17 protein-coding genes are annotated in these 16,065 nt (G+C 71.1%); 9 read left to right on the top strand and 8 right to left on the bottom strand.

Going from position 1 to position 16,065, the window contains the following annotated elements:
• Nucleotides 1–21: 21 nt before the first annotated feature.
• On the bottom strand, nt 22–762 hold the full coding sequence (locus AB0F68_RS06035) for an NAD(P)H-binding protein (RefSeq protein WP_357333245.1): 741 nt from the start codon (nt 760–762) through the stop codon (nt 22–24).
• Nucleotides 763–891: 129 nt separating this feature from the next.
• Here AB0F68_RS06035 and AB0F68_RS06040 point away from each other — a divergent pair, with 129 nt between their 5' ends.
• Nucleotides 892–1,401, top strand: a complete 510-nt coding sequence (locus AB0F68_RS06040; RefSeq protein WP_357333246.1) for an Rrf2 family transcriptional regulator — start codon at nt 892–894, stop codon at nt 1,399–1,401.
• 40 nt (nt 1,402–1,441) lie between these two features.
• Here AB0F68_RS06040 and helR read toward each other — a convergent pair whose 3' ends face one another.
• A complete protein-coding gene (gene helR / locus AB0F68_RS06045; protein WP_357333247.1) occupies nt 1,442–3,622 on the bottom strand; it encodes an RNA polymerase recycling motor ATPase HelR in 2,181 nt (726 codons plus the stop codon).
• Between the two features lie 394 nt (nt 3,623–4,016).
• Between helR and AB0F68_RS06050 the strand changes: the two genes are divergently transcribed.
• The 3 genes from AB0F68_RS06050 (at nt 4,017) to AB0F68_RS06060 (ending at nt 6,054) form a co-directional block, all read left to right on the top strand.
• Nucleotides 4,017–4,643 (top strand): TMEM175 family protein, encoded by a 627-nt coding sequence (locus AB0F68_RS06050; RefSeq protein ID WP_357333248.1) that lies wholly within the window; start codon nt 4,017–4,019, stop codon nt 4,641–4,643.
• A 61-nt stretch (nt 4,644–4,704) separates the two neighbouring features.
• Complete coding sequence (locus AB0F68_RS06055; protein ID WP_357333249.1) at nt 4,705–5,415, top strand: DNA alkylation repair protein; 711 nt, start codon at nt 4,705–4,707, stop codon at nt 5,413–5,415.
• A 144-nt stretch (nt 5,416–5,559) separates the two neighbouring features.
• Nucleotides 5,560–6,054, top strand: a complete 495-nt coding sequence (locus AB0F68_RS06060) for a nitroreductase family deazaflavin-dependent oxidoreductase (protein WP_357333250.1) — start codon at nt 5,560–5,562, stop codon at nt 6,052–6,054.
• Here the strand turns inward: AB0F68_RS06060 and AB0F68_RS06065 are convergent.
• Nucleotides 6,010–7,260 (bottom strand): YbfB/YjiJ family MFS transporter, encoded by a 1,251-nt coding sequence (locus AB0F68_RS06065; protein WP_357333251.1) that lies wholly within the window; start codon nt 7,258–7,260, stop codon nt 6,010–6,012. The two genes, AB0F68_RS06060 and AB0F68_RS06065, sit on opposite strands and share 45 nt — an antisense overlap.
• Nucleotides 7,261–7,338: 78 nt before the next feature.
• Here AB0F68_RS06065 and AB0F68_RS06070 point away from each other — a divergent pair, with 78 nt between their 5' ends.
• The 3 genes from AB0F68_RS06070 (at nt 7,339) to AB0F68_RS06080 (ending at nt 10,032) form a co-directional block, all read left to right on the top strand.
• Nucleotides 7,339–7,944, top strand: a complete 606-nt coding sequence (locus AB0F68_RS06070) for a TetR/AcrR family transcriptional regulator (protein WP_357333252.1) — start codon at nt 7,339–7,341, stop codon at nt 7,942–7,944.
• Entirely contained in the window at nt 7,941–9,083 is a 1,143-nt protein-coding gene (locus tag AB0F68_RS06075) for a serine hydrolase domain-containing protein (RefSeq protein WP_357333253.1), read from the top strand. The genes AB0F68_RS06070 and AB0F68_RS06075 overlap by 4 nt, the downstream gene beginning before the upstream one ends.
• Nucleotides 9,084–9,330: 247 nt before the next feature.
• Nucleotides 9,331–10,032: a hypothetical protein gene (locus AB0F68_RS06080; protein WP_357333254.1), complete on the top strand. Its 702-nt coding sequence runs from the start codon at nt 9,331–9,333 to the stop codon at nt 10,030–10,032.
• Nucleotides 10,033–10,176: 144 nt separating this feature from the next.
• On the opposite strand, the gene AB0F68_RS06085 is transcribed toward AB0F68_RS06080, so the two are convergent.
• Together AB0F68_RS06085 and AB0F68_RS06090 are read right to left on the bottom strand one after the other, a co-directional pair.
• On the bottom strand, nt 10,177–10,641 hold the full coding sequence (locus AB0F68_RS06085) for a hypothetical protein (protein WP_357333255.1): 465 nt from the start codon (nt 10,639–10,641) through the stop codon (nt 10,177–10,179).
• A 66-nt stretch (nt 10,642–10,707) separates the two neighbouring features.
• A complete protein-coding gene (locus AB0F68_RS06090) occupies nt 10,708–11,682 on the bottom strand; it encodes a YafY family protein (RefSeq protein WP_357333256.1) in 975 nt (324 codons plus the stop codon).
• 89 nt (nt 11,683–11,771) lie between these two features.
• Between AB0F68_RS06090 and AB0F68_RS06095 the strand changes: the two genes are divergently transcribed.
• Both AB0F68_RS06095 and AB0F68_RS06100 read left to right on the top strand, forming a co-directional pair.
• Entirely contained in the window at nt 11,772–12,290 is a 519-nt protein-coding gene (locus AB0F68_RS06095; RefSeq protein WP_357333257.1) for a VOC family protein, read from the top strand.
• A gap of 150 nt (nt 12,291–12,440) precedes the next feature.
• Complete coding sequence (locus tag AB0F68_RS06100; protein ID WP_357333258.1) at nt 12,441–13,220, top strand: SDR family oxidoreductase; 780 nt, start codon at nt 12,441–12,443, stop codon at nt 13,218–13,220.
• Here the strand turns inward: AB0F68_RS06100 and AB0F68_RS06105 are convergent.
• The 3 genes from AB0F68_RS06105 to AB0F68_RS06115 all read right to left on the bottom strand — a co-directional run bounded on the left by AB0F68_RS06105 (nt 13,217) and on the right by AB0F68_RS06115 (nt 15,991).
• On the bottom strand, nt 13,217–13,921 hold the full coding sequence (locus AB0F68_RS06105; protein ID WP_357333259.1) for an HAD-IB family phosphatase: 705 nt from the start codon (nt 13,919–13,921) through the stop codon (nt 13,217–13,219). The genes AB0F68_RS06100 and AB0F68_RS06105 overlap by 4 nt on opposite strands.
• A 32-nt stretch (nt 13,922–13,953) precedes the next feature.
• On the bottom strand, nt 13,954–14,799 hold the full coding sequence (locus AB0F68_RS06110) for an MOSC N-terminal beta barrel domain-containing protein (protein ID WP_357333260.1): 846 nt from the start codon (nt 14,797–14,799) through the stop codon (nt 13,954–13,956).
• A gap of 100 nt (nt 14,800–14,899) precedes the next feature.
• Nucleotides 14,900–15,991 (bottom strand): winged helix DNA-binding domain-containing protein, encoded by a 1,092-nt coding sequence (locus AB0F68_RS06115; RefSeq protein ID WP_357333261.1) that lies wholly within the window; start codon nt 15,989–15,991, stop codon nt 14,900–14,902.
• Nucleotides 15,992–16,065: the final 74 nt, after the last annotated feature.

Below are 16,065 nucleotides of genomic sequence, written 5' to 3' on the forward strand. Positions count from 1 at the left end.
ATCTAGTACGACCCATCCGGGTCAGCGGGCGGACTGGAGCCAGTCCCGGTAGTGCGTGGGCGCGAGGTGCGCGTCCGGGCCCCCGATGAGCACGTCGCCGGCGGCGGCCGCGAACATGCCGGCCTTGTCGTCGGTGACCACGCTCCGCTTGTCCTGCTGCGCGGCGAGGGTCATCCGGCCGAGGTCGTCGAGGGCGAAGACGTCCGGGCCGGCGACGTTGCGGATGCCCTGCAGCGGCGTCCCGGTGGCGACGTCGACGACCGCGTCGACGACGTCCGCGGCGGCCATCGGCTGAATCCGGGTGGCGGGCAGGCGAACCGTGCTGTCGTCGGAGGTCATGGCCAGGGCCGCGTTCATGAATTCGAAGAACTGGGTGGCCCGCACGATCGAGTACGGCGTCGGCCCCTGCCGGAGCAGGTCTTCCTGCAGGGTCTTGGCGCGGTAGTAGTCGAGCTGCGGCACCTTGTCGACACCGACAATCGAGAGGACCACCTGGTGCCGGACGCCGGCACGCTCCCCGGCGGCCAGCAGGTTGGTCATGGTGGTACGGAAGAAGTCGATCGAGGCCGCGTCGAAGGTCGGCGAGTTCGCGACGTTGACGACGACCTCGGCCCCCTCCAGCGCCCGGTCCAGGCCCTCTCCCGTGAGCAGGTCGACACCGGTCGACGGCGCTGCGGGGACGGCCTCGTGCCCGGCTGCCTTCAGCTTCTGCACCACCTGCGAGCCGATCAGGCCGGTACCGCCGATGACTGTGAGCTTCATGGCTCTCACCCTTCCACGGCGTGCCGCAGGGCACGCCGGCTTCGTCGAGGACGCTGGCCCCGAACTCGGATAACTCCTGTCCGAGACAGTAATCGGATAGTCTTTGTCCGAGTCAAGTGGGGGGGTCGCGTGAAGCTGTCCGGTGGGGTCGAGTGGGCACTGCACTGCTGCGTGGTGCTGACCACGGCGACGGAGCCCGTGCCGGCTGCCCGGCTGGCGGAACTGCATGACGTCTCCGGGAGCTACCTGGCCAAACAGCTCCAGGCGCTCTCCCGCGCGGGCCTCGTGACCTCCGTTCAGGGCAATGCGGGCGGATACGTCCTGACCAGGGCGCCCGAGCTGATCACCATCCTCGACGTCGTCGAAGCGGTCGACGGCGCTCAGCCCACGTTCGTGTGCACCGAGATCCGCCAGCGCGGCCCCCTGGCGGCGGCGCAGGAGGCCTGCACCCGGCCGTGCCCGATCGCCCGCGCCATGGCCGGCGCCGACGCCGCCTGGCGCGCCGCCCTCCAGGCGACATCCATCGCGGACCTCGCCGGCGGTGTCGACGACGACTACGGCCCCACCGCGCTCGCCGGCATCCGCACCTGGCTCACCGGGCCGGACGAGGGCGGCACCGCTACCGGCGAGCGGGGGTAGTCGGAGGGCGCCGGTCGATGTTCCCGTTGCTCGGCCGACGTCAGGGGCTGGTGAGGATGACGAGCTGCTGGGTCGCCCGGGTCATCGCGACATATCGGTCGACCGCTCCTTCGACGCCCGTGCCGAACGTCTCGGGGTCGACGAGGACGACCAGGTCGAACTCGAGCCCCTTCGACAGCTCCGGGGTCAGCGACCGGACGCGGGGCGTCGACCGGAACGTGGGAGCGCCGATGACGCAGGCGATCCCCTCGGCGTGCGCGGCGAGCCAGGAATCGAGGATCGGGTCCAGGTCCGCGGCAGATCCGTGTACGACGGGGACGCCGCTGCCGCGGATGGAGGTGGGCACGTTGGCGTCCGGGAGCACGGCCCGGATGATCGGCTCGGCTTCCGTCATGACCTCCTGCGGAGTCCGGTAGTTGATGCTCAGGGTGGCCAGGTCGACCCGCCCGAGCCCGATCCGCTCGAGCCGTTCCCGCCACGACTCCGGGAACCCGTGCCGGGCCTGGGCGCGGTCCCCGACGATGGTGAAGCTCCGGGACGGGCACCGCAGCAGCAACATCTGCCACTCCGCGTCGGTCAGTTCCTGAGCCTCGTCCACGACGATGTGCGCGAACGGGCCGGCCAGCGGGTCCCGAGCGGCGCCGGACAGTCCGGTCTCGTCCACCAGGGCGTCCCGCAGGTCCTGTTGGCGCAGCATGGTCATCAGGCCTTCGCCGTCGTCGTACGCGTCGGACGCGATCAGGTCGTCGACGACCCTGGCCAGGTGCTCGCGCTGGACGGCGACGGCGGCGTCGCGCCGAAGCCGGCGTCGTGACGCCTCCGCGTCGCCGAGCCGCTGCCGTGCCGCGTCGAGGAGAGGCAGGTCGGACACCGTCCAGGCCCGCGCGTCGGCGCGCTGCAGCTTCCGCACCTCCTCCGGGCTGAGCCAGGGAGCGCACTTCCGCAGGTAGGCCGGCACCGACCACAGGTCTCCGACGAGATCGGCCGGATCGAGCAGCGGCCAGGCGCGGTTGAAGGCGGTGAGCAGGTCCCGGTTCCGCGCCAGCGACCTGCGGACCAGGTCATCCGGCTCGTCGCCGACGTACTTCCCCATCAGGATCGTGAGCAGTTCCTCCCAGATCTCGTCCCGCGCCTCGTTGTGCGGGGTGCCGGGCCCCGGCGCCTCGAACGCCTCGGCCCAGTCGTCGGCGCTCAGCCGGATGTCGGACTCGCCGGTCGTGACCGTCATCCCCTTGGCCGGCGGCTCCTCGTAGAACCGGACGGCCGCCTCGATCGCCTTCACCAGGTCCGCGGAGGACTTCAGCCGGGCCACGTCCGGGTCGGTCTCGACGGTCGCCGCGGCGCCCTCGGGGACGAGGTCCCGCAGGGTGCAGGTCTGCACGTCCTCCTCGCCGAGGCTGGGCAGGACGTCGGCGACGTAGGCCAGGTAGGGCTGGTGCGGGCCGACGAACAGGACACCGCCCCGGCGGTGACCGAGGCGAGGGTCGGCGTAGAGGAGGTAGGCGGTGCGGTGCAGAGCGACGACGGTCTTCCCGGTGCCCGGACCGCCGTCGACGACGAGCGCGCCGCTCGATCCCGCGCGGATGATGGCGTCCTGGTCGGCCTGGATGGTGCCGAGCACGTCCCGCATCCGGGCCGACCGGGTGCCGCCCAGGCTGGCGATGAAGGCGGACTGGTCGTCGAGCGCGGCGTGCCCTTCCCACCCGTCCGAGGTGAACACCTCGTCCCAGTAGTCGCTGATCCGGCCGCGGGTCCAGCGATACCTGCGGCGGCTTGCCAGGCCCATCGGATTGGCGTGGGTCGCCCCGAAGAACGGCGCAGCCGCGGGAGAGCGCCAGTCGAGCAAGAGCCGACGCCCGGCGCCGTCCGTGAGGCCGAATCGTCCGACGTACACGGGCTCGGTGTCGTCCGCGCCGACCATCCGTCCGAGGCACAGGTCCAGGCCGAAGCGCCGCAGGGCGCGCAGACGAGCGGTCAGCCGGTGGATCTCCTCGTCCCGGTCCATCGCCCGCCGGCCCATCCCGCCGGGCGCCTTGCGCGCGGCGTCGAGGCGGCCGGACAGGTCGACGATCGACCGTTCGAGGCTCTCCGCGATGGCCGCGAAGTGCTGCTCGTCGGCGGCGATCAACCTCGGGTCGGCCTTGGCGGAGAGGTTGTCGGGGAGGTCAAACGCGCTGGTGGTCAGCGGGTTCACGTGATCAGCTCCGATCTGGGGCCGCATGCAACGACTGCGCGGCAGGGCGTTCGAACCGGCATGACGAACCTGGGGGGCCGCGGCGGGCATCGACTTGGCGGATCCCCCGTTTCCGCAGGTCCTGGCCTCGGCCGACGATTGTGCGGCACGACCCGGGTCTTGCCGCAAGCCCCCCGGTCCGCTATATGTTGAGAGTGGCGGGGAGTAGGTACTCCCCCTTTTTCTTGCTTCCTGGTTGTCGCGGATTCCCAGCGGACGCGTGCTGTGGTCCCGCCACCGCCGGTCCGGGCATCGACACAGCGACGGCCTCCAGCCGGCGGGATGACACGCCGCCCGGCTCCCCGCGAGGCGGCGTCCGGTGCTTGACGCTTGGACGGTGACAGAACCTGTTCGCGGGCCCGGAAGGTCAGCGCCGTTCGGCATGGAACGCGATCCGTCGCGGGTCGTCGCGTTCAGCGACGCGGTCATCGCCATCGCCGTCACGCTGCTCGTCCTGGAGATCCGCCCGCCGCGGGACACCGAGCAGCTGTTCCACGGCCTCGCCACACTGTGGCCGTCCTACCTGGCGTACGTGGTCACCTTCATGCTGATCGGGCAGGTGTGGGCCAACCATCACGTCATGTTCGACCAGATCCGCACCGTCGACCGGGCCATGCTGTTCCTGAACACGGTGCTGCTGATGGACATCGCGTTCCTGCCGTTCGCCGCCTCCGTGCTGGCCGAGGCGTTCCGTGAGGGGCACGGGCAGCGCACCGCGGTCGTCTTCCACGGCATCGCGTTCGGATTCGCCGCCATCCTGTTCAACGCCATCTGGGCGCACGCACGCCGCAACCACCGGCTGCTCGTGACCACCATCGACGCCGCCGGCGTACGAGCCATCGGCCGCCGCTTCCGGCTCGCCCTTGTCTGGATCGCCGTCGGAACCCTGCTGGGCGCCCTGCTTCCCGCCCTCGGCGTGGCGGTGATCGCCGCCTTCATCCCCTTCTACTGGCTGCCGATCCGGGGCGAGATCGCGAAGCCGCGGCGCGACGGGAGCGGTCGGGCGTGACCGCGCTCGGCGTCGGCGCGCTGCACAGCAGGCACCGGCGTTCGCGGTAGGTTGCACAGCCATGGTCACGACCGCGGACGTCCGCAGGGAACTCGCCGGCCTCGCCGACCCGCGCCGGGCGGAGAGCGTGAGCCGATTCCTGCAGATGGTTCCGGGCGGGTACGGCGAAGGCGACCGGGCCATCGGCGTCTCCGTGCCGGAGCAGCGCAGGGTGGCCGGCCGCTACTGGCGCGACCTCTCCCTCGCCGAAACGGCGAAGCTGCTGACCAGCGGCGTGCACGAGGAGCGGCTGACGTCGCTGTTCATCCTGGTGCGGAAGTTCGCCAAGGGCGACGAGGAGGAACGGGGCAGGATCTTCGCCATGGTCCTGGCCAACACCGGCCACATCAACAACTGGGACCTGGTGGACTCGTCCGCGCCGTACATCGTCGGCCCCTGGCTGATGGACAAGGACCGGAGCGTGCTGGATCGGTTGGCCGGGTCCAGCCTGCTGTGGGATCGCCGGATCGCCATCATGGCAACCTTCGCCTTCATCCGAGCCGGCGACTTTCGGTGGACCTTCCGGCTCGGCGAACGGCTCCTGCACGACCCGCACGACCTCGTCCACAAGGCGGTCGGCTGGATGCTGCGCGAGGTCGGCAACCGCGACAGAGCGGCGGCGGAGGAGTTCCTGACCCGACACCACCGGGCCATGCCGCGGGTCATGCTGCGGTACGCGATCGAGAAGTTCGAACCGCAGCGACGTAGGGAGTACCTGGCCGGCACGGTCTGACTCTCGCGGTGACCTGGTTCGTGCTCGACCGGCTGCGCCAGCGCGCGGCCGGTGCATCGACTGGCCATTTGGCTCTGCTGGTCCGCCTGACGATGCGGCTAGCGTCGTGTTCGTACCATCGCCAGCGAGCCGTGGGAGGTCGTCATGTCTGTCGAAGACCGGGAGAAGACACCGTGGCTTCCGCCGCGCTGGTTCATCCGTCTCGCCTGGCACGTGCACCGGGGTTTGTACCGGGTCTTTCGCGGCCGCGTCGGGCTGTGGCGGCCACGCGCCGACCGCTGGGGCACCCTACGGCTGACCACCACCGGGCGCCGCAGCGGCCAGCAGCGCAGCGTCATCGTCGCGTACCTCGAGGACGGGCCGAACCTGTTCACGCTGGCGATGAACGGGTGGGGTGAGGGTGAGCCCGCCTGGTGGCTCAACCTGCAGGCGCATCCGGACGCGACCGTCGACCTGGTCGACGGGCGGCGGCTGGTGCGTGCGCACGTGGCGACAGGCGACGAGCGGTCACGGCTGTGGGCCCGCTGGCGCGAGATCGACAAGGACCTCGACGCCTTCGCGGCGCTGCGGCCGTCCGAGACCGCGGTGGTGGTTCTAGCGCCCGGGCCCGGCGCATCGGCCACGGCGCAGGAGAGCTGAACGGCCGCTTACGGGCGCGGCTCCGCCGGCCGCTGACGTGACCGGCGCCCCGTCGCACTTCTCACGAGCGAGAGACCGGCCGCTGACCAGCGCCGCCGCGAGCGCGCACAGGAGCGCGGCGACGGTCAGCGTCGTGCCGGCGCCGGTGCGGTCGGCGAGCACGCCGGAGACCCAGGGTCCGGCCGACTGCCCGATCGCGAACAGCACGGTGAACACTCCCAGCGTCGCGCTGAGCGCGTGGGGCGGCACCGTGCGACCGATGTACGTGGTGACCGCGGCCGGAACCATCATGAACGCCAGCCCGAACAGCAGCGCCGATGCGATCATCCCGGCCGGTGTGGGAACCAGCCAGGCCAGTGCGGCCGCGGTGGCGATGCCGAGCAGCATGAGCCGCAGCGCGCGGTTGCCGGGCCAGGCCGCGATCGGGCGGTTCCAGAGGACGGGTGCGGCCATCGCGCTCACCCCGATGAGGATCCAGGTGACGCAGACCAGTGGTAGCGGCGCCTGCCGGTCGGCCAGGTACGCCGACAGGAACGTCAGGTATCCGATGTATCCGGCTCCGAACAGCAGGTAGGACGCGGCGATGCGCCAGTGCCGCGACAGCCGTCGCTCGCCCCGGTCGGCGTCGGCGACCGGGGCCGGGGCGAGAGCGGCTGCCCGCCAACTGCCGACGGTGGCCAGGGCAGCGGCCGCAGCCAGGAGCCACCACCCCGCGGCCCACCGGTCGGCGTGAGCGTTCAGCAGGATCGGGACGGCCCCGCCGGTGATCGCGATGCCGCCACCCGCCCCACCGAAGTAGACCGCGACCGGAGTCAGCCTGCCGGTGAGCGTCGCCAGCCGGGTCGCGAGCGCCGCGCCGGCGACGAAGGTCAGCGCCCCGCCGAAGCCCGCTGCCGCCCGGGCTGCCAACAGCAGCCCGAGACCCGTGGCGGCGAGGGACATCGCGGTCAGGATCATGCCGGCGCGAAAGGTCGCGGTCAGGCCGATGCGGCGGATGACGGCGGCGGCGAGCACCGCACCGAGCAGGTAGCCCACGCCGTTGGCCGTGGTCAGCCGGCCCGCCTCGGCCAGCGTCCAGCGGAGGTCCTCGGACATCGCGGGAACGAACAGCCCGTATGCGAAGCGGCCCAGGCCGAGCACGGCGGCGGGGCCGAGGGCGAGCCCGATCTGACGCCACGGTGTCGGCGGAGGGGTGGCGGGATTCATGCGGCTCCCCGGGAGAGATGGTACCGGTCGTCACGATGACGCTAGCGGAAGGTCGAACCGACCGGTACCATCTCGACTGTGCCAGTGGCCAAGGGAACTTCACTCGACCCCGCCCGTACGCGGGAGGCGATCCTCGCCTCCGCCACGCGACTGCTCTACGAACGCGGACTCGACGGGATCGGGGTCGCCGAACTGTGCGCCGCGGTCGGGGCGTCGAAGGAGACGCTCTACCGTCACTTCGGCTCCAAGGACGGGCTGGTCGACGCCGTCCTCGCCGCCCGCAGCGAGCGGGTCGCCCGATGGCTGGCCGACGCGGCCGAGGCGGCCGGGCCGGACCCGGCGGCGCAGCTCGCGGCGGTCTTCGACGCCCTCGGGAACTGGTACGCCGAGCCCGGCTTCCGCGGTTGCGCGATCGTCAACGCCGCCACGCAACACCACGGTGACCCGGCACGCGCGGTGGCCGTCCGGCATCTCGACCGCTATCTCGACCTGCTGACCCGCATCGCGCAACAGGCCGGGGCCGCCGACCCGTCGGGGCTGGCCCGGCAGCTGCTCATCCTCATCGAAGGCGCCACCGTCGTCGCCGACCACCACGAGACCGGCGCCGCCGCGGCCGAGTACGCCAAACACGCCGCGCTGGCGCTGCTGGCGGCCGCCGCGCCCACAGAAAGGACAACCCGGTGATCGAAGGATTCACCGCACCCGGCTTCGAACCGGTCGCGGAAGCGTTCGAACGAAACTTCACCGACCTCGGCGAGGTCGGGGCCGCCTTCTCCGCGTACCACCAGGGTGAACGCGTGGTGGATCTGTGGGGCGGCCAGGCCGATCCGGAGACCGGACGCCGTTGGCGCGCGGACACGGTGCAACTAGTCTTCTCCGGCACGAAGGGCCTCGCGGCGGCCTGCGCGCTCCTGCTCGTAGAGCGCGGCGTGCTGGATCTCGACGCGCCCGCCGCCAGGTACTGGCCCGAGTTCGCCGCGGCCGGCAAGGCCGGCATCACCGTGGGCGACATCCTGTCGCACCAGGCGCGGCTGCCCGGCGTCCGCGAGCGAATCGGCCTCGACGACCTGCTCGACCACGAGACGATGGCGAAGCTGCTCGCCGACCAGGCGCCCGAGACGGATCCCCGGGCGGCCTTCATCTACCACGCGCTCACCTGGGGCTGGCTCGTCGACGAACTCGTCCGGCGGGTGGACGGGCGGTCGGTCGGCGAGTTCTTCACCGACGAGTTCGCCCGCCCTCTTGAGCTCGACACCTGGATCGGTCTGCCGGACGAGCACCATGACCGCGCATCCACCATGCTGGCCGCGCCCGGATTCCTGCTCACCGCGGAGCCGCCCTCCACCGACCCGCTCGTCGTGCTCACCCACAATCCGCTCGTCGTTCCCGGAACACCCGCCTTCTGGAACAGCCCGGAGTTCCGCCAGGCCGGGCTGGCCGCCGTCGGCGCGTTCACCACCGCCCGGTCGATGGCGCGGTTCTACGCCAGCCTCGCGGCCGGTGGTTCCCTGGACGGCGTACGCGTGCTCGAAGCCGCCACGGTGGAACTCGGCCGGCGGGAGCGCCGTCGGGGGCTGTCCGCGCTCTCGGGCAGCCAGATGGCGTACGGGGCCGGGTTCGAGCTCGCCACCGACGCCCAGGTCTTCGGACCGGCGCCGGACGCGTTCGGGCACGTCGGAGCGGGCGGCTCCCGGCACGGCGCCTGGCCCGGCAAGCAGGTCGCCTTTTCGTACGCCATGAATGAGGCCCGCGCCGAGTACCCCGATCGGCGGTCCCGGGCACTCCTGAACGCGCTGCACGAGGCGGTCACCGCACTGGGTTAGAACCGGCGCCCCGCCCCGCCCCGCCCCGGCCAAGGTCCGGGGCGGGGCACCTTCATGCGGCGTCTCGTCGAAACCCGCCGCTAACGGAGCTGGCCGATGTTGCGGGCGAAGACGTACCGTTCCTGCTGCGTCTCAGTCAGGTTCCAGAGCCAGCCGGTCGTCAATCGTTGTCGATGGAATGCGGGGATCTCGGTGTGGACGGGCCTCCTCGTCGGCAACCGGTAGGCGATCTGTCTCCCGGTAGAAGGTGACCGCCAGCCCGCCCCATTGCCTCGTATCGCTGGGCCAGGTCTCCGGGCATGATGTTGTCGTGTCGGACGCGGGGACGGTTGCCGCCGTAGCGAAGCATTCGGTGTGGCAGTACGGGTGGGCGGCCGTGTTGGCGGCCTGGCTGGGGGTCGCCTGGATCGAACTGACCAGCCTGCAGAACGCCTCCCTCCTGCTGTTCGTGATTCCCCCGTTCGAGCTCGCGGTGTGGTTCATCGCCATCGCGCTGACCGTGCGCCTGGCCTACCGCGCCCGAGCCGGACGTCCTGCGGCGCTCGCCACCGCGGCATTCCTCCTGGTGGCCTGCGGGTGGTTCACGAACTGGGGCCCGTTCCACCCAGCGTCGTACTGGGCCACCCACCGCTGGGCGTTCAACGCCGTGGCCGACGGTGTCCGGCAGGGGCAGATCGGCACGTCCCGCGACTATTACGGCGAACTGCTCCCACTGCAGCTTCGGGACCTGTCCACCAGCGGCCGCGCGGCGGTCGTCGGCGGCCAGGACGGGAAACCGGCCGTATTGCTGCCCCAATGGGTCGGTATCCCGGACGACGCCGGCGGATACGTCTACCTCGAGGCCACACCGCGTCCGGACCTGGTCATCGACCTCTTCGGCGAACCCGCTCGGCTGACCGGCGGACAGCACCTCGCTGACGGCTGGTGGTACGTCCTGCCCGGCGACTGACCGACGCCACTGTCCGGGCGCCTCAGTCGGTACAGCGTGTGTCGGGCGGTCCAGGCCTGGTCAGGCCCGCAGAACACCAGCGCTGTCGCCCCTCCGGCCGCGGAGCGTAACCGCCACGGCGCCGGACGAGCGACCACTGGCGAGTCACAGACAGCACCAGCAATACAGGTTCTCACCGGCGTCTCGTGCGCGCCGCGCAAGGGCGGCAATCTCCTCGATGACAGGCAGCATCTGGTCGTCGGGCAACGGGCCTCCCCACGCCAGCTCGTCGATCCGTCCCCACCGTGCCGACAACTCCAGCACTCGCGCGTCGTCGATCGAGGCGAGCGTGTCCCGCGTCGCGCCGTCGAGGGACATCAGCCAGGGTCCTTCGTGCTCGTCGCGGCTCCACAGCAGCTTGAGATCAACCAGGTTGACCTCCCAGTCGACACCTCGGACGAAACTCACGAGCTTGCCGAGGGTCACTGTGGGCTCGATGCCCTTGAGGTCGATCGCATCGACAGCCGCGCCGTCGCCACTGGCGACGACCGGCCCGCCATCGAGATTCTCCATCAGGCTGACAGCCGCGGCGTCATCCTCAGCCCGGAAGTAGTCAAACAGCACGCCCATGGCGAGCACTCCACCACGGGCATACGACATCGCTCGGACACCCGCTGCGGCAAGGGCGCGCACCGATCAAGCGGTCATCCCGGGCTGACTCGGTCCCGCCGTGGCCGCCTGGAACAGCGCTGCTGTTGACCTGAGGTGGGCGGCCAGTTCCGCCGGGCCGCTGACGTTGAACGGCAACCCGATCGACGCGAGCCGGAGCGCATGCCATTCGAGGGTGTCGGGCGGCGCGAGCCACCGGCAGGTACCGTCCGGCTGGTCGGTCAGGGTGCCCGGCGGCGGCCCGCCGAGGCGGTCCACCACGTGGGCGGCTGGTGCGTGGATCACGACGTCGGCCGGGTACGTCGGGGCCATCTGCATGGTCCGGCTGGCGACGAAGGCGGCGACGTCCCCACCGGGTACGTCCCTCGTGGCCGCGCGGGCACCGGTCGCGGCGACCTTCCCAACCCGGTCCAGTCGGAAGGTCCGCCAGTCGTCCCGGTCGAGGTCGAAAGCGAGCAGGTACCAGCGCCGCCCGGCCGTCACCAGGGCCCGCGGCTCGACGTGCCGGCCTTCGTCGCGGTACTGGAACCGCAGCCGCTCGTGGTTGGCGATCGCCGCGGCGGTGACGACCAGGCTGTCGGGGTCCACCGCCTCCGCAGCCAGCGAGAACGGGTGGGCCACCGTGGAGGAGGCCAGGGTGTCGACCCTGCGGCGTAGTCGGGCCGGCAGAACCTGAAGCAGCTTGCCCATCGCGCGCACCGCCGCCTCGTCCACCCCGGCCACCGGTTGCGCCGCCGCCGTGCGCAGCCCGATGGCCACGGCGACCGCCTCGTCGTCCTCGAGCAGCAGCGGCGGCATCGCCGCGCCGGCCGTCAACCGGTAGCCGCCCAGTCCGCCCTGCTCCGCGTGCACCGGATAGCCCAGCTCCCGCAGCCGGTCGATGTCGCGCCGCACGGTCCGGCCGGACACCTCGAGCCGCTGCGCCAGCTCGCTTCCCGACCACAGCCGAGGGGTCTGCAGCAGCGACAGCAGGGACAGCAGTCGGGCACGCGCGTTGGACATGGCTGCCATTGTGCCGCTCGACTAGGACGGGAATTGACCTATACGAGATCTACCGTGGGCGCAGTTCGCTACGACGAGGGAGATTTGCCATGAGCAGCACCGCACCCGCCGGATACACGACCGTCGCGCCGTGGATCGTCACGCCGGACACCGGGCAGTTGCTGGACTTCATCACCGCGGTGTTCGAGGGGGTCGAGCTCGCGCGGGTACGCCTGGAGGACGGGACCATCGGCCACGCCGAGATCCGCGTCGGCGACACCATCCTACTCGCCTTCGACCAGCAGCCGGACTGGCCGGCCATGCCGTCGCTGCTGCGGGTCTTCGTCGCCGACGCCGACGCGGCGACCGAGCGCGCGGTCGCCGCCGGAGCCCGCGTGGTCACCGCGCCGGCCACCCACGCCTTCGGTCAGCGGGGCGGCCGGGTACGCGACCCGTTCGGCAACATCTGGTGGATCAGCATGGTGGTCGAGGACGTCGCACCCGAGGTGGGCATGCGGCGGCTCGCCGAACCGGCGTACGCCGAGGCGATGCGCGACGCGCAGGAGACCCTGGACCGGGAGCTGAGCGGCCGCACCGACACCCTCGTCAGCCGCCCGCTGATCGGCTGATCCCCACTCCTCCCGGCAATTCGGGCGTTGCACGATGACCAGCGCGGCCGACGGACGATGACGCCTTCCAGCTCGCTGTCGGCGAGGTAATTGCGGTGACGGTCTTCGGCTGGCCCGCAAGGATGGTGCGTCGAGGGGGTGCGACTGCGGATGGCGCTCATGGATGGCAGGGATCAACTGGCTCGACCCGTCGCCTTGGTGACCGGTGCCGGTCGCAGCGCCGGCATCGCCGCGTCAGTGGTGCTGAAGCTGGCTGAGACCGGCTGGGATGTCGCATTCACCTACTGGACCCCCTACGACGAGAGGATGCCCTGGGGAGCGGATCCCGATGCCGTGACGCACCTCAGCGGTGGAGCCGCCAGGCACGGGGCAAGCACCGTGGCAATCGAGGCGGATCTCAATGATCCTGACGCCGCGGCTGGCACTTTCGAGGCTGTGGCGCGCGAGCTCGGGCCGGTCACCGCACTGGTCCTCGCGCACTGCGAGAGCGTGAACTCGGGGCTGCTCGACACCAGCATCGAGAGCTTCGACCGTCACTTCGCAGTCAACGCCCGCGCGAGTTGGCTCCTGATCCGCGAGTACGCCCAACGGTTCCAAGGGGCGCACGGCACCGGACGCATCGTCAGCCTGACCAGTGACGCCACTGTCGGCAACCTGCCCTACGGCGCCAGCAAAGGCGCGCTCGATCGGATCACCCTGGCGGCCGCCCGAGAACTGGCCCACCTCGGCGTGACCGCCAACGCCATCGACCCGGGTCCAACTGACACCGGTTGGATGACCGCGGAGATCAAAGCCGCGGTCCTGGAGTCCACGCCGCTGGGGCGCCTCGGCCGCCCACAGGACTGCGCGAACCTCGTCGCCTTCCTCTGCTCATCCGACGGAGGCTGGATCAACGGTCAGCTGCTGCACAGCGACGGAGGGATCTCCTAACCGGGCGTTCTGCTTCCTCCCTCGCCGAGCCGACGAACCTCCGCTGTCGTCTGGAGGACGGTGACTGCGCCGCGAAAGGCTGCCTGGAGGCGAGTCAGGTCCTGGGCGGAGGGCTCAATGAGGTATCGGTGGGTGGCGGCCCGCAGGAGGGGCAGGTCGGAGAGGCTGTCGGTGTAGGCGTAGTCGACGGGCAGCGTGACGCCGGCGTCGCGGAGCCGCTGCACCTTCTGCGCCCCCCGGCACCCGAGGGCGGGCCACATTCCGGTGCGCCCGGCACGGAGTCGGGCAGCGATGACCTCCACCTCGCCCAGGCCTAACTCGGCGCAAATGGCGGCGGCGAGCGGGTCGGCGCATGCGGTGACGATGATGACGCGGTCACCGGTGGCGAGGTGCCGCTGGAGCCGGTCGAGCGCGACCGCGATGCGCTTCTGGGCGTGGGTTGCGGCGAACTGTTCGGCCATGGCGGTGAACTGCGCCTCGGAGAGACCAGCCGACGCCAGCCAGAGGAAGCCGGTGATGGCCACCCGTCGGGTGGGCGACAGGAAGAGCATCGGTACGAGGAGCGGAGCGAGTACGAGCGACACCGCCGCGCGCCACCGCTGGCGGAACAGCAGATGGCGGGTGAACTGGGCGAACGAGTCTCCGCGTACCAGGGTGTCGTCGAGGTCGAAGACGGCCACCCGGCGCGTCGAGGCGGTCATCAAGCGCCTTCCGTCGGCATCGATCGTCCCGGTCAGTCCAGCACCTCGACGGTGTCACCGACACTGACCGTACGACCTTCGGGCGAAGACCCACCGGGTTCGGCCCGCACAGTCATCTGGAGACCGAAGAGGAGCTTCTGGCCGACGTTTCGCCGTGCGGCGAGCATCCGGAGCGGCTCCCGCCCCCGCTCCCCGGTCTCCTGGTCGATCGTCGCGACCAGACAGCGACCACACTCGCTGACGCCGTGGAACACGGCCCCGCCGATCCTGATGCGCCGGCCGACCCACGTGCCCTCGGCCCACGGCGCGGCACCACTGACCACCACGTTGGGGCGGAACCGGCTCATCGGCAGCGGCCCCTCGGTGCTGCCCGACTCCAGCAGCCAGTCGTTGAACGCGTCCAGCGACGCGGCGTTGGCCAGCAGCAGCGGACTGCCGTCGGCGAAGCTCAGCTCGGCGCCGGAGCCGGCCGGAACCGGCCAGGGAACGAGGTTGCCGGTGGGGTCACCGAGCCAGACCAGCCGAGCGGTGCGCCCCAACAGCCGGTTGAGCCAGTCGTCCGCCTCGGGGCCGGCGGCGCGTACCGGTGCGGGCGGCCGCCCCGGGAACACCCGGACCTTGATCGCCTCACCGCCGGTCGGTTCGGCCAGATCGAGCGGGGCCAGCCCCGGCGCCTCCAGGGTCAGACCGCCCGGCCGGGGCGCCGCCCGCATCGTCACCAGTTCCCGGTGCTGGCGCTGGGTCAGGCCGACCCCGTGTTCGTCCACAATCAGCCAGCGCCGGTCGCCGTCCAGGCCCCACGGCTCGACCCGCGCCGTCTCGCGGTCCATGCGGCGGCACCCCTTCACCGGGTACGTGTGAATTGAGGCGACTCGCACTCGGCCAGGATGACACGACCCGGCTTGACGCCGGTACCCTCGCTCCGGCGGCCGTCCCTGACTCCGGATGGCTGCCGCACCGTGACGGGCCTGATCATCGCTAGGTGGCGAATTCGACGCCGGCGAGGGAAACGGTGCGGTACGCGGCGAGGCGTTCAGCTTGTTCGACGATGTTCTTGCGCGTGGTCGCGGACAGCTTCTGCCACGGCTGAACGGCGACCTTCAACGTCTTGCCGGACTTGCGGGGACGCCAGGTGCCGACCAACTCCCCGTCGACCAGGACGGCACCGGGGCGACCCAGCACGGGCCACAACTCCTTGGCGTGAGCCCTGCTCGGCACCAGGGTTGCTCGGTCTTTGGCCTGAAGGAAAAGGTCGAACGGGCCGAGCAGGCGGGTTGCCGGAGCGTCGGCCGATTCCAGCGCCGCTTCGTCGGCGGCCAGGAGCGAGCACGCCACGCCGCCGACCATCACCTCGATCACGTCTTCGGGCCAGCGCGCCTTCACGTCCTTGACCGGGGCATCGAGATAGTCGGCCACCTGTTTGGGGGTAGCCGGGCCGAGCAGACGAAGGTACTCGCGGATGAGGTCGAATCTGTCGCCTGAGGCGGCGGCCTTCTTGAACTTCGCAATGGGCTGCACGACCGGCGGCGACGTGTCGAACTGCAGCTCCAGCCCGGCCCGCACGGCGGCCAACCGGAACGGCATCTCGTAGAGATGGGTGGCGTCGCATGGTCGGCAGAACCGCAGATAGGGCTCGGGCATCGCCTCGGCCAAGCGCCCGGAGACGTCCCCCTTGACCATCGGCTTGGTGACGACGGCTCGCATCTGAGCGGCCACCTCGTCGAGGGCAGCCAGGTTGCCGATGCCGGCCGCCTTCAACGGCCTGGCGGCGTCGTAGATGCGCTTGCCCGCGTCAGCGTCGGAGAACGGCTCGACCGCGGCAGCGACCTTCCCCACGTCGGCGCGGCGGTAGAGGTGGGGAGCGCCTCGCACAGTCCACAGCAGGATCAGATCCTCCACGGGCAACGCCGCCACATCGACCCCGCGGATGGCCAGCGCCCACCTGCCGCCATCCGGGCCGGTCTCCTGAACCCCGATGTCGAGCACTGCGGTGTCTCCGAGCGCGCCCTCGGCTCGGTCAAGCTGCTGCGCCTGAACGCGGAAGTTCATCACCTGGCGTTGCTCGATCACCTCTTCACCCTAGGCAGCGCCCCCGACAGAAACGCCACGGCAGCCGGCCGGGCGGAGAGTTGGCTGCCTCTTTG

It is taken from the genome of Micromonospora sp. NPDC023966, assembly GCF_040639095.1.
Classification (GTDB): domain Bacteria; phylum Actinomycetota; class Actinomycetes; order Mycobacteriales; family Micromonosporaceae; genus Micromonospora.

What these genes read in the sequence shown, in the direction of transcription:
- AB0F68_RS06105 (WP_357333259.1), bottom strand. Translation starts at nt 13,921, where the DNA reads ATGACCGCCTCGACGCGCCGGGTGGCCGTCTTCGACCTCGACGACACC.
- AB0F68_RS06035 (WP_357333245.1), bottom strand. Translation starts at nt 762, where the DNA reads ATGAAGCTCACAGTCATCGGCGGTACCGGCCTGATCGGCTCGCAGGTG.
- AB0F68_RS06085 (WP_357333255.1), bottom strand. Translation starts at nt 10,641, where the DNA reads ATGGGCGTGCTGTTTGACTACTTCCGGGCTGAGGATGACGCCGCGGCT.
- AB0F68_RS06100 (WP_357333258.1), top strand. Translation starts at nt 12,441, where the DNA reads ATGGCGCTCATGGATGGCAGGGATCAACTGGCTCGACCCGTCGCCTTG.
- AB0F68_RS06090 (WP_357333256.1), bottom strand. Translation starts at nt 11,682, where the DNA reads ATGTCCAACGCGCGTGCCCGACTGCTGTCCCTGCTGTCGCTGCTGCAG.
- AB0F68_RS06055 (WP_357333249.1), top strand. Translation starts at nt 4,705, where the DNA reads ATGGTCACGACCGCGGACGTCCGCAGGGAACTCGCCGGCCTCGCCGAC.
- AB0F68_RS06060 (WP_357333250.1), top strand. Translation starts at nt 5,560, where the DNA reads ATGTCTGTCGAAGACCGGGAGAAGACACCGTGGCTTCCGCCGCGCTGG.
- helR (WP_357333247.1), bottom strand. Translation starts at nt 3,622, where the DNA reads ATGCGGCCCCAGATCGGAGCTGATCACGTGAACCCGCTGACCACCAGC.
- AB0F68_RS06050 (WP_357333248.1), top strand. Translation starts at nt 4,017, where the DNA reads ATGGAACGCGATCCGTCGCGGGTCGTCGCGTTCAGCGACGCGGTCATC.
- AB0F68_RS06095 (WP_357333257.1), top strand. Translation starts at nt 11,772, where the DNA reads ATGAGCAGCACCGCACCCGCCGGATACACGACCGTCGCGCCGTGGATC.
- AB0F68_RS06065 (WP_357333251.1), bottom strand. Translation starts at nt 7,260, where the DNA reads ATGAATCCCGCCACCCCTCCGCCGACACCGTGGCGTCAGATCGGGCTC.